The organism is Arthrobacter sp. Soil_C_60, assembly GCF_057656375.1.
In genome coordinates, this window is the sequence record NZ_JBDGKM010000011.1 from 20085 (window position 1) to 32372 (window position 12288).

The 12288-nt window shown below is 64.3% G+C and carries 13 protein-coding genes and 1 tRNA gene; all 14 read left to right on the forward strand.

Features of this window, described 5'->3' with window-relative positions:
* Positions 1-108: 108 nt before the first annotated feature.
* The 14 genes from AC3A4M_RS18735 to AC3A4M_RS18800 all read left to right on the forward strand — a co-directional run bounded on the left by AC3A4M_RS18735 (position 109) and on the right by AC3A4M_RS18800 (position 12265).
* Positions 109-1518, forward strand: a complete 1410-nt coding sequence (locus AC3A4M_RS18735) for a cation:dicarboxylate symporter family transporter (protein ID WP_498737639.1) — start codon at positions 109-111, stop codon at positions 1516-1518.
* Positions 1519-1781: 263 nt separating this feature from the next.
* Positions 1782-2669: a ParA family protein gene (locus AC3A4M_RS18740; protein WP_498731725.1), complete on the forward strand. Its 888-nt coding sequence runs from the start codon at positions 1782-1784 to the stop codon at positions 2667-2669.
* Complete coding sequence (locus AC3A4M_RS18745) at positions 2669-3589, forward strand: segregation and condensation protein A (RefSeq protein ID WP_498737641.1); 921 nt, start codon at positions 2669-2671, stop codon at positions 3587-3589. Before AC3A4M_RS18740 ends, AC3A4M_RS18745 begins: the two co-directional genes overlap by 1 nt.
* Positions 3582-4214, forward strand: a complete 633-nt coding sequence (gene scpB, locus AC3A4M_RS18750; protein ID WP_498737643.1) for an SMC-Scp complex subunit ScpB — start codon at positions 3582-3584, stop codon at positions 4212-4214. Before AC3A4M_RS18745 ends, scpB begins: the two co-directional genes overlap by 8 nt.
* 31 nt (positions 4215-4245) lie before the next feature.
* Positions 4246-5358, forward strand: coding sequence for a pseudouridine synthase (locus AC3A4M_RS18755; RefSeq protein ID WP_498737645.1), 1113 nt, complete (start codon positions 4246-4248; stop codon positions 5356-5358).
* A gap of 3 nt (positions 5359-5361) precedes the next feature.
* Positions 5362-6480, forward strand: a complete 1119-nt coding sequence (locus AC3A4M_RS18760; RefSeq protein ID WP_498737647.1) for a prephenate dehydrogenase — start codon at positions 5362-5364, stop codon at positions 6478-6480.
* The gene (gene cmk, locus AC3A4M_RS18765; RefSeq protein WP_498737648.1) at positions 6477-7181 is read left to right on the forward strand and encodes a (d)CMP kinase; all 705 of its coding nucleotides are present in this window, start codon (positions 6477-6479) and stop codon (positions 7179-7181) included. Before AC3A4M_RS18760 ends, cmk begins: the two co-directional genes overlap by 4 nt.
* Positions 7182-7307: 126 nt before the next feature.
* Positions 7308-8864 carry a ribosome biogenesis GTPase Der gene (gene der, locus AC3A4M_RS18770; protein WP_498737649.1) on the forward strand — a complete coding sequence of 519 codons (1557 nt, stop codon included), beginning with the start codon at positions 7308-7310 and terminating at the stop codon, positions 8862-8864.
* Between the two features lie 88 nt (positions 8865-8952).
* A tRNA-Pro gene (locus tag AC3A4M_RS18775) sits at positions 8953-9026 on the forward strand.
* 204 nt (positions 9027-9230) lie between these two features.
* Entirely contained in the window at positions 9231-9617 is a 387-nt protein-coding gene (gene gcvH / locus AC3A4M_RS18780) for a glycine cleavage system protein GcvH (RefSeq protein WP_498731734.1), read from the forward strand.
* A gap of 82 nt (positions 9618-9699) precedes the next feature.
* Entirely contained in the window at positions 9700-10182 is a 483-nt protein-coding gene (locus AC3A4M_RS18785) for an FHA domain-containing protein (protein ID WP_498737651.1), read from the forward strand.
* 21 nt (positions 10183-10203) lie between these two features.
* Positions 10204-10935, forward strand: coding sequence for a transcriptional regulator FtsR (gene ftsR / locus AC3A4M_RS18790; protein ID WP_498636946.1), 732 nt, complete (start codon positions 10204-10206; stop codon positions 10933-10935).
* A gap of 11 nt (positions 10936-10946) precedes the next feature.
* A complete protein-coding gene (locus AC3A4M_RS18795; RefSeq protein WP_169994510.1) occupies positions 10947-11453 on the forward strand; it encodes a bifunctional nuclease family protein in 507 nt (168 codons plus the stop codon).
* A gap of 221 nt (positions 11454-11674) precedes the next feature.
* Positions 11675-12265: a MerR family transcriptional regulator gene (locus AC3A4M_RS18800; RefSeq protein ID WP_498731736.1), complete on the forward strand. Its 591-nt coding sequence runs from the start codon at positions 11675-11677 to the stop codon at positions 12263-12265.
* The last annotated feature ends 23 nt before the right edge of the window (positions 12266-12288 follow it).

Here is a 12288-nt window from a genome sequence, read left to right on the forward strand (position 1 = left end):
CTGCGAACAGTATGAACGTAATGGTGATGGGAGTCACTGTGACCGGCAACATGGTTTCGAACGCTCCGCCAGCCCCGGCGGCACCTCACCTTCCAAAAGGAGCAACCCATGGCATCGACGCTGAAGGTTCCCCAGACTAAGCCAAAGCCCAAGAAGGAGAAGAAGGACAAGACGCACTTTCTCTACATCGCGGTTATCGTAGCCGTTGTGCTCGGTGCCGTGATCGGGTTGGTCGCCCCTGACTTCGCCCAGTCGCTCAAGCCCATCGGCACCGCATTCATCGGGTTGATCAAGATGATGATCGCCCCGGTCATCTTCTGCACCATTGTGCTCGGCGTTGGTTCGATCGCCAAAGCCGCGACGGTCGGCAAAGTCGGCGGCATGGCCCTGGGCTACTTCATGCTCATGTCCACCTTTGCCCTGGGCCTGGGCCTGGTCGTCGGCAACCTGATCCACCCGGGCGAGGGCCTGGACATTTCGGGCACCGGCTACGAGGTGGAAGCCACCGAGAGCCATGGCACCGTGGACTTCCTGCTGGGGATCATCCCCACCACGCTGCTGTCCTCGCTGACGGCGGGCAACATCCTGCAGACCCTGTTCGTCGCGCTGATCGTCGGTTTCGCGCTGCAGAAGATGGGTCCCACAGGCAAACCGATCCTGCGCGGCATCGGACACATCCAGACGCTCGTGTTCCGTATCCTCATCATGGTCATGTGGCTGGCTCCCATTGGTGCTTTCGGCGCCATTGCAGCCGTGGTCGGCGCCACCGGCGTCCAAGCCATCATCAGCATGGCCACCCTCATGATCGGCTTCTACATCACCTGTGTCCTCTTCATTGCCGTGGTGCTGGGCCTGATCCTGAAGCTGTGCACCGGGGTCAATATCTTCAAGCTGATGAAGTACCTGGGCCGCGAGTACCTGCTGATCTTCTCCACTTCGTCTTCCGAGGCCGCGCTGCCCCGCTTGATCGCAAAGATGGAACACCTGGGCGTTTCCAAGCCCGTGGTCGGCGTGACGGTTCCGACCGGCTACTCCTTCAACCTGGACGGCACCGCCATCTACCTGACCATGGCAGCGCTCTTTGTTGCCACGGCAATGGGCAAGCCGCTTGAGCTCGGGGAGCAGATCTCGCTGCTGGTCTTCATGATCATCGCTTCCAAGGGTGCTGCCGGCGTCACCGGCGCCGGCCTGGCCACCCTGGCCGGCGGGCTGCAGAGCCACCGGCCGGACCTGGTCGACGGCGTCGGCCTCATCGTCGGCATCGACCGCTTTATGTCCGAAGCCCGCGCCCTGACCAACTTCACCGGCAACGCCGTGGCCACCGTGCTAATCGGCACCTGGACCAAGGAAATCGACCGCCCCCGGGTGGACGAGGTCCTGGGCGGACGGCTTCCCTTCGATGAAGAGACGATGAATGCCGACCACATGTCGGAAGAAAATGCCGAGGACCTTCCGGAGCCCGTCCGCGAGGCCGTTGCACCTGCACGCGACTCAGAACTGGCGACCTCCCGCCAGTAGCAGTCCCACGGAACCTGCGAGTCCGGGTTCCATAACGACGGCGGTACGTGCCTTCCCGGCGCGTGCCGCCGTCGGTGTTTCGCCGTCGGTCTCTGGCGGATCCAGCCGTTTCCACAAGGGTCGGGGAGTGTAAACCTTAGACCTCTACTTGAAGCTAAAGGCTCGCCGGTGACGCGTGGCATATTCGGGAAATGACAGCATCGTGACTGTAACCTTGTCTGGAAGAAGAACAGCCGCGAAACGATGGAAGCTGGGATAGATACGTGAGTAGCGAACAGGGTTCGACGACTCTGCAGGAAGCGGAAGACGCGGTCATGGGCCCCACCGGCCGGCCGCTCACTGAATTTCCCGAGCCACCCGTGCTGACTTCACACGGACCTGCCCGGATCATCGCCATGGTCAACCAGAAGGGCGGCGTCGGCAAGACCACGTCGACCATTAATCTGGGTGCCGCGCTGGCCGAGGCGGGGCGGCGTGTCCTGCTGGTGGATTTCGATCCCCAGGGAGCCCTTTCCGCCGGGCTGGGCACAAATCCGCACGAGTTGGACCTCACCGTTTACAACGTGCTGATGGACCGCAAGGCGGACATCCAGGAAGCCATCCAGAGCACCGAATTCGAAAACATCGATCTCCTGCCGGCCAACATCGACCTCTCCGCGGCGGAAGTCCAGTTGGTCAACGAGGTCGCCCGTGAGCAGGTGCTGGACCGGGCGCTGCGCAAGGTCGAAGACGATTACGACGTGATCCTGATCGATTGCCAGCCCTCGCTGGGCCTGCTCACCGTCAACGCCCTCACCGCCGCCCACGGCGTGATCATCCCGCTGATCTGCGAGTTTTTCGCCCTGCGGGCCGTGGCACTGCTGGTGGAGACCATCGAGAAGGTTCAGGACCGGCTGAACCCGCGCCTGCAGATCGACGGCGTACTCGCCACCATGTACGACGCCCGCACCCTGCATAGCCGCGAGGTCATCGGCCGGTTGCTGGAGGCTTTCGGCGACAAGGTCTTTGAGACCGTCATCAAGCGCACCATCAAATTTGCCGACGCCACGGTGGCCGCGGAGCCGATCACCACCTATGCAGGCAACCACGCGGGCGCCGGCGCCTACCGCCAGCTGGCCAGGGAGCTGATCGCCCGCGGCGGCGCACCCTGATGACCGATGCGGGACCGGCGGCGGAAACGCTGGCGGAACCGCAGGCCGAGGGCCGCCCCGGTTTCGAAGTCCGGTTGGACAATTTCAGCGGCCCCTTCGACCTGCTGCTGGGGCTGATCTCCAAACATGAGATGGATATCACCGAGGTCGCGCTGGCCCGCGTCACGGATGAGTTCATTTCCTACCTCCGGCGCGCGCAAGAGTGCGGCCAGGACTGGGCGCTGGACGAAGCCAGCGAATTCCTCGTCATCGCCGCGACGCTGCTGGATCTCAAGGCAGCACGGTTGCTGCCCACTGGCGAAGTGGAAGACGACGAGGACATCGCCCTGCTCGAAGCCAGGGACCTGCTCTTTGCCCGCCTGCTGCAGTACAAGGCGTTCAAACAGATTGCCGCGCTGATGGGCCGCCGGCTCGAGGAAGAAGCCGCCCGCTACCCGCGTCAGGTCAGCCTAGAACCGCAGTTCGCGGCGCTGCTGCCGGAGTTGATCTGGCGGACGTCGCTGGCGGATTTCGCCAAACTGGCGGCCAAGGCGCTGGAGCCGAAAGCACCGAAGCCCACGGAGGTGGGGCTGGCGCACCTGCATGCTCCTGCCGTCAGCGTGAAGGAGCAGGCGGCGATCATCGCGGACCGGCTCCAAGATGGCGGGCCGCTGTCCTTCCGGGCGCTGACCGCGGATGCTGCCGACACAATGGTGGTGGTCGCCCGCTTCCTGGCCCTGCTGGAAATGTTCCGCGACGCAGTCATCGCCTTTGACCAGCCGTCGCCGCTGGGAGATCTGACGGTCCGCTGGACCGGACCCGACAGGGACTGGAGTACCGAACGGCTCAGCGAAGAATACGAAGACATGCCGGCGTCCCCGGCCGTCCCCGGGGACGGACCCGAGCCCGCCGCGGCCGGAGAGGAAGGGCAGGATGACTAACGGAGCCGACCCCGCGCCGCTGGCCGCCGACGAATCCGGCGCCGACCTGCAGTCCCTCCCCGGCGGACCTCGTGCTGCCCTCGAAGCGGTACTGATGGTCATCGACGAGCCGGCCACCGACGTTGAACTTGCCACCGCCCTGGGCCTGCCGGTGGCCGCAGTCCGGACGCTGCTGGAGGAGCTCCAAAGGGATTACGACGGCGGGGGCTCGCCTGACGGGGCACCCCGGGGATTCGAACTGCGCAGCATTGCCGGCGGCTGGCGGATCTTCTCACGCAGTGATTTTGCCGACATCGTATCCGGCTTCATTCTGGAGGGACAGACTGCCCGTTTGACCCAGGCCGCGCTGGAGACGCTGGCCGTGATTGCCTACCGCCAGCCAGTGTCCAGGGCACGGGTTTCGGCGATCCGCGGAGTGAATGTGGACTCGGTGGTGCGGACCCTCGTCCAGCGTGGTCTGATTGAGGATGCGGGCACGGATCCGGAGACAGGAAGCCTTCTGTACAAGACCACCTCGTATTTTCTGGAAAGATTGGGTATAGGAAATGTTTCCGAGCTGCCCAAACTGGCACCGCATCTGCCGGGGCTGGAAAATTTGGCAGACATCGACGACTCCGATATCTAAGACTGACTCTCGCTAGTTCTAAGGACAGACCATGACACAGGCGCCCCGATCCGGTTCCGGCCGCAACAACCCACGCGGCGGCGGCAAGGGCCCCCGGCAGTCAGGCAAACCCGGTGGCGGTTTCTCCGGCGGCGCCGGCAAGGGCCGCTCCGGGAAGTCCTTCGGCAAGCCGCAGGACGGACCCCAGGCCGGCAAACCGCGCCCGGGCCAGTCCGCCGGCGCCAAGCCGGGCTCAGCCGCAGGCCGCAAGCCCGGTGCACCCGCGGGCCGCAAGCCCGGCCCCAACGCCGCGTCCGCCGGGCCGCGCCCCTACGGCAAGGAGCGTTTCGGCCAGAACCTCGGTCCAGTGAACAACCGCCCGAAGAAGGCCAAGACGCCCAGAACCGGACACGGCGAGACCTCCGATCAGCATGATCCGCAGGGCGTGCGGCTGCAGAAGGTGCTCGCCGGTGCCGGCGTTGCCTCGCGCCGCGTCTGCGAAGACATGATCGAAGCCGGCCGCGTGGAGGTCGACGGCGTTGTCGTCACCGAGCTGGGTGTGCGTGTAGACCCGGCCACGGCGGTCATCCACGTGGACGGCATGCGGATCCAGACGGACGAGTCACTGGTGTACTACGTCTTCAACAAGCCCAAGGGTGTTGTCTCGACCATGGAGGATCCGGAAGGCCGCCCCTGCGTCAGCGACTACTTGAAGAAGAACAAGGACCAGCGCCTGTTCCACGTAGGCCGGCTGGACCAGGCCACCGAGGGTCTACTGCTGCTGACCAACGACGGCGAACTGGCCAACCGCCTGACGCACCCGTCCTACGAGGTGCCCAAGACCTACCTGGTCCAGGTGCGCGGCCCGATGGCCCACGGCATCGGTGCCCAGATGAAGGACGGCATCGAGCTCGAAGACGGCGTAGCCAAGGTTGATTCCTTCCGGCTGGTGGATTCGACCCCGGGGCACGTTCTGGTGGAGGTTGTGCTGCACTCGGGCAAGAACCGGGTTGTGCGCCGGCTTTTCGACGCCGTTGGACATCCGGTGGTGCGGCTGGTCCGCACCCAGGTGGGTCCGATCAGGCTGAACGACCAGCGGCAGGGCAGCATCCGCGCCCTAGGCAGGACGGAAATCGGTCACCTGCTGGCAACGGTAGGGATGTAGAGCTTGAATCCTGCACACCTACAGGCCACCCATCTCTCGGGTCCGGTTCTGGTCATCGGCACCGGTCTGCTCGGCGCCAGCATCGGACTCGGACTGCGCGCCCGCTCCGTCGACGTCGTGCTCTCGGATCCCTCGCCCTCGGCGCAGGCCGTGGCCCAGGACATCGGCGCCGGACGGGCTTTGGATCCGGGGGAGGAGTTGTCCCCGCAGCTTGTCGTCGTGGCGTCCCCTCCGGACGTGACCGCCCGCGTGGTTTCGCAGGCGTTGCGGGACTATCCGTCCGCCGTCGTTGTTGATATTGCCAGCGTGAAGGCCTCCGTACTCACCGAACTGCAGCAGGACCCGGCACTCGGAGCCGCGGATCTTGCGCGCTATATTGGCACGCATCCGATGGCCGGACGGGAGAAGTCCGGCCCGGTGGCGGCGCGCGGCGAACTGTTCACCTCAATGCCGTGGGTGCTGTGCCCCAACGAGCAGACCAGTGCCGCAGCATTGAAGACGGCGCAGGCGCTGGCCATCGATCTTGGCGCCGTGGTCTCGAAGATGTCCGTGGATGAACATGATGCCTCGGTGGCGCTAATCTCCCACCTGCCGCAGGTGATGTCCTCGCTGCTGGCCAGCCGGCTGCAGGACACGGAACCGCATGCCCTCTCCCTTGCCGGGCAAGGGCTGCGTGACGTCACGCGCATCGCCGCCAGCGACCCCGCCCTCTGGGTACAGATCCTGGGCGCCAACGCCGCGAAGCTGGTCAAGATCCTCTACGGCGTGCGTGAGGACCTGAACCGGCTGATCGGCACCTTGGAGCATCCGGAGGCTACCGGCGCGCGGCTGGATCTCGCGCAGTTGATCAGCGAAGGCAACGCCGGCCAGTCCCGGATTCCGGGCAAGCACGGCGCGCCGCCGCAGTCGTTCGCCTGGCTGACCGTGCTGGTTGATGACCGGCCCGGGCAGATCGCACAGCTGCTGACGGAGATCGGCGAGGTGGGCATCAACCTGGAGGATCTGCGGCTGGACCACTCCTCCGGACAGGACGTGGGCATGGTGGAAATTTCCGTCCTGCCCAGCAGACGGCAGGAACTGATCGACTACTTGGATTCGCACGGATGGAAGGTACTGCAATGAGTTCGGCTGCTACGGATATGAGGCACTACCGGTTGGGGAAACCACTGGTGGTGGCCATCGACGGGCCGTCCGGTTCGGGCAAATCCAGCGTCAGCCGGGAAACTGCCCGCCGGCTGCATGCGGCGTACCTGGACACCGGCGCCATGTACCGGGCGGTGACCTGGCATTGCCTGGATACCGGTGTGGACCTGCAGGAAGCCGCTTCCGTCGAGAAGGCCAGCCGCGAAGTGGACCTGGAGATCAGCACGGATCCCGACCATGAACTGGTCAGCGTCGGTGGCACCGATGTGACCTTGGCCATCCGCGAACCCAGCATCTCCTCGGCGGTCAGCGCCGTGGCCACCACTCTGGGTGCCCGGGCCGAGCTCATCCGCCGCCAGCAGCAGATCATCGCGGACTCAGGAAGGCGGATCGTCGCCGAAGGCCGCGACATTACCACCGTGGTGGCCCCTGACGCCGAGGCCCGCATCCTGCTCACCGCCAGTGAAGAAGCCCGGCTGCGCCGCCGCGGTATCCAGCTTGGCGGAACCCAGAGCGATGCGCAGCTGCAGGAACAGGTCCTGACCCGGGACGCAAAGGATTCAACGGTAGTCAACTTCCACGAAGCCGCCGACGGCGTGTTCACCGTGGATTCCTCCGACCTGGACTTCGAGGAAACCGTCGAAGCCGTTCTCGCCGCGGTCCGCAGCGCCGCGCACTGATCTGCACGAAATCCGGTCCTCACGGCGGCCCTGTGGACATACACCGTCACGGTTGAATCTGCCAGCATGTTTCAATGGACACTGCGGCAGAACCGATCTACATGCATTAACAGAAGGACAGCGACCATGAGCGCCACACAATCCGGCAACGGGCCCACCGGAGACGGATACACCGGCAGCGAGTACGAGCCCGCCGGCGAAGACAACATCGCCGAGCGTCTCGAGGCAATCGACGACGCCGAGGCCGAGCAACGCGCGCAGTCGCTGCGTGCCGGGTTGGCGGACTATGAGCTGGACGAAGAGGACGCCGCCCTGCTGGCCGGAATGGACCAGGACGTCGACGAGGATGCGCCAAAGCGCGTAGATCCCGTCCTCGCCATCCTCGGCCGCCCGAATGTGGGTAAATCGACCCTGGTCAACCGTATTTTGGGCCGCCGCGAGGCCGTCGTGGAGGACACCCCCGGTGTTACTCGCGACCGCGTGACCTACGCCGCACAGTGGAGCGGCCGCAATTTCACCCTCGTCGACACCGGCGGTTGGGAGCACGATGCCAGGGGCATCCATGCCCGGGTGGCCGAGCAGGCCGAGGTTGCCGCAGACATGGCCGACGCCGTGCTGCTGGTCGTAGATGCCAACGTCGGCGCAACGGCCACGGATGAGTCCGTGGTCCGCATGCTCCGGCGCAAGAAGAAGCCCGTCATCCTGGTCGCCAACAAGGTCGACGACATGGCCCAGGAAGCCGACGCCTCCACTCTGTGGGGACTGGGCTTCGGGGAGCCGTACCCGGTGTCGGCACTGCACGGCCGCGGCACCGCCGACATGCTCGATGCCGTCATGAAAGTCCTGCCTGAGTTCTCCGCATATGGTGGACTGGAACGCACCGGTGGCCCGCGCCGCGTGGCCCTGATCGGCCGGCCGAATGTGGGCAAGTCTTCGTTGCTGAACAAGCTGGCCGGCAGCGAACGCGTTGTGGTGGATCCGCAGGCCGGCACCACCCGCGACCCAGTAGACGAGATGATCGAGCTCGGCGGACGGACCTGGCGGTTCGTGGACACCGCGGGCATCCGGCGCCGCGTCCACATGCAGCAAGGCGCGGACTTCTACGCCTCGCTGCGGACGCAGTCCGCGTTGGAGAAGGCGGAGGTCGCCGTCGTTCTTCTGGCGGTGGACGAGGTGCTCAGCGAGCAGGACGTCCGCATCCTGCAGTTGGCCATCGACTCAGGCCGGGCCTTGGTGTTGGCGTTCAACAAATGGGATCTGCTCGACGACGAACGACGCCGCTACCTGGAACGCGAAATCGAGCAGGACCTGGCGCACGTCGACTGGGCGCCGCGCGTCAATATCTCCGCCAAGACCGGATGGCACAAGGACCGCTTGGTTCCAGCCCTCGACACGGCTTTGGAATCGTGGGACAGGCGCATCCCGACCGGACGGCTCAATGCGTTCCTCGGCGAGCTGGTCGCCGCCCATCCGCACCCTGTGCGCGGCGGCAAGCAGCCCCGGATCCTCTTCGGTACCCAGGCCTCGAGCCGCCCGCCGAAGTTTGTGCTGTTCACCACTGGGTTCCTGGATCCCGGCTACCGCCGCTTCATCACCCGCCGCCTGCGCGAGACGTTCGGCTTCGAAGGCACGCCGATCGACGTCGCCATGCGTGTGCGCGAAAAGCGCAGCCGTCAGCGTTAAGTAACGAGGGCCACGGGTGGTAATCGCAGGCCAAAATATGCTGTAAGGTATTTGAGGTAGTTCAGCCGGGCAGGCCCCGGCGGGACGACGGGTTGTGGCGCAGCTTGGTAGCGCACTTGACTGGGGGTCAAGGGGTCGCAGGTTCAAATCCTGTCAACCCGACAGTAAGTAAAAGTCCCGGTGATCGATGATCACCGGGACTTTTTTCATCCGTGCGCAGGCTCCGGTGGTGAGCGGCGGTGCGTGCCGACATGTGTCGCCTCTGGCTGTCGGAGGGCGAATTTCTGTGCCTATACTTTCAGCTGTGGCCCGTTGCCGTCGGCAGCACCGGCCCAGAGGATCCAGCGGCGCAAGAAAGGCATTTACATGAGCAATGTCCCAGCAGACCTTCACTACACCGCCGAACACGAGTGGGTGACCGCTGCCGGCACCGACGGTGTTGTCCGTATCGGCATTACGGATTTTGCCCAGGACGCACTGGGTGACGTCGTCTACGTGCAGGTTCCGGAAACCGGAACCACGATCACCGCCAACGACGTTGTGGGCGAGGTCGAATCCACGAAGAGCGTCAGTGACATCTATGCTCCTGTCACCGGCGAAGTAGTGGCTTCCAATGACGCGCTGGAATCAGATCCGGCCCTGATCAACTCCGATCCCTACGGTGAAGGTTGGCTGATGGAAATACGGCTCGCTGATGCCTCGGCAACCGAATCGCTGCTCAGTGCTTCGGAGTACGAACAGCAGGTAGGCTAGAGCTACCGGTACCGTAGTTTTTTGAACGGTCAACCGGTCACTGACCGGTTGACCGCTATTTTTTGCAGGGGAGGACGTTTTAATGGTGGGCGAAGAGCACAATGCAAGAGGCACCGGACATGACCAAGGTGCTTCGGAGGCTTCTGCCGAGACCACTTCCATCAGTCTGCCCCCGCAGGCAAAGACTTACCTGCCGACACCACAACTGACCACGGAAGAGGAAGCTGCAGTTTTGGCACTGCCGGCCGGTTCGGCCCTGCTGATCGCCCATAGCGGCCCCAACCACGGCGCCCGCTTCCTGCTCGATCAGGACGTAACGACCGCTGGCCGGCACCCGGACGCGGACATCTTTCTCGACGACGTGACCGTATCCCGCAAGCATGTCGAGTTCCGCCGCACCGGTGAAGGATTCACCGTGGTGGACTCCGGCAGCCTGAACGGCACGTACGTCAACAATGACCGCGTCGACAGCTTGGCGCTGCGGACCGGTAACGAGGTGCAGATCGGAAAGTTCCGGTTGACCTACTACGCCGGCAGCGGGGCCGCTGGGAAGGGCCAGGACTAGGCGGTGCCCGCATCGCAACCTATACGGCGTCCGCTCGGCACCGGGAGGGACACGTTCCGCAGCAGCGTCCTCAACATCGGGGAAGTGCTGCAGGAACTGAATGCGGAATTTCCCCAGATCAGCGCCTCCAAAATCAGGTTCCTGGAAGAAAAGGGCCTCATTTCCCCGCAACGGACGCCGGCGGGATACCGCAAGTACACGAGCCAGGATGTGGAGCGTCTTCGCTTCGTGCTGGCTCTGCAGCGGGACCAGTATCTCCCGCTCAAGGTCATCAAGGACTACGTTGACGCGATCGACCGGGGGGAGCGGCCCGAGGCATTGCCTGGCGGCATGTCGCTGACCCCGCGCATGGTTTCCGGCCGGCTGGCCGAAGAGCTCAACGGGCGGGCGCGGTCCTTGACCTTGGCGGAGCTGCGCGATGCGGCCGGTGCTTCGACGGCACTGGTCCAGGAGCTGGTCAGCTTCGGACTTATCCAGGCCGCGGATTCCCGTTATGACGAGCACGCCCTTAAGGTTGTCAAGGCCTGCGTGCAACTCGAAGCCCACGGCATAGAGCCGCGGCACCTGAGGCCCTTTCGGACTGCGGCGGACCGCGAACTCGGTCTCGTGGAGCGTGCCGTGGCTCCCATCTCGTCACGGCGGGATGTGGCCTCAAAAGCACGGGCGGCCGAAACCGCCAAGGAAATCAGCGATCTTTGCCTGAACCTGCACAGCGCCTTGGTCAATGGACATATCGCGCGAATGGACCGCTGATCGGAGGAGCCATGCTCGAAGTCGAGGTTGTCGGGGTGCGGATTGAACTGCCCTCCAATCAGCCGCTGGTCCTGCTCAAGGAAACCGAGGGCGAACGCCACATCCCGATTTGGATCGGGGCGCCCGAGGCCAGCGCCATAGCTTTTGCCCAGCAGGGCATTAAGCCTCCGCGCCCCATGACGCACGATCTGCTGTGCAGTGTTGTCCAGGAGCTCGACAGGACGATCACCGAGGTGCGGCTTGTCTCCGTTCAGGACACCGTTTTCTACGCGGAGTTGGTGTTCGACGGCGGCAAAACAGTCAGCTCCAGGGCGTCGGACGCCATCGCTGTGGCTCTGCGCGTTCCCTGCCCGATCTACTGTGCGGAAGAGGTCATGGAGGAAGCCGGCGTACAGATTGCCGAGGCTTCCGAGGAGGAAGAAGGCGAAGCCGGACCCGCTGAGGAAAATGCTGAATCGCAGTTGCGCGAGTTCCGTGAGTTCCTGGCCGATGTCGAGCCGGAGGATTTCGAGAAATAATGCCGGGGCATGCCACGGCAGGACGCGGAATTCCGCGATTCCAACCGACACGCCGGATTCTAAAAAGCCAACGTCTTTGACCGAAGCGCCCAGCCGTTCTAACGTCGAAGCATACAGTTCCCATTGCATGGCCGGATAACTCAGGGCAGACTTAGACCAAACCCTGAGAGTGTCGGCGGTGCCGACTTCCCCCTAGGGAACTTTCGACAAGGAGGGTTCACGTGAGTCCTAAAGGTGATGCGGGCGAGTTGTCGCACGCCGTAACGCCGGGTGCCGCGATTCCCGCTAGTGCACAGGGTTTGCTGTTCACCGAGGACCTGCCGGTTCTGGATGAAGACGCCGGCTACCGTGGCCCAACGGCCTGTAAGGCCGCAGGAATCACTTACCGGCAGCTGGACTACTGGGCCCGCACCGGCTTGGTGGAGCCGGCGGTACGCGGGGCTTCGGGCTCCGGCTCGCAGCGGCTCTATAGCTTTCGGGACATTCTGGTACTGAAGGTAGTCAAGCGTCTGTTGGACACAGGGGTTTCTCTGCAACAGATCCGTACCGCCGTGGAACACCTGCGGGAGCGCGGCGTGGAAGACCTGGCCCAGATCACGTTGATGAGTGACGGTGCGAGCGTATACGAATGCACGTCTGCGGACGAGGTTATAGATCTGGTGCAGGGCGGCCAGGGTGTGTTCGGCATAGCGGTCGGACGTGTGTGGCGCGAAGTCGAGGGCAGCCTTGCCGAACTGCCCAGCGAACACGTTGCAGAACAGGATTTCCCCGAGGACGAACTGAGCCGGCGCCGGGTCCGCAAAATCAGTTAACGCCGACAAGCCGGGCGGCACGC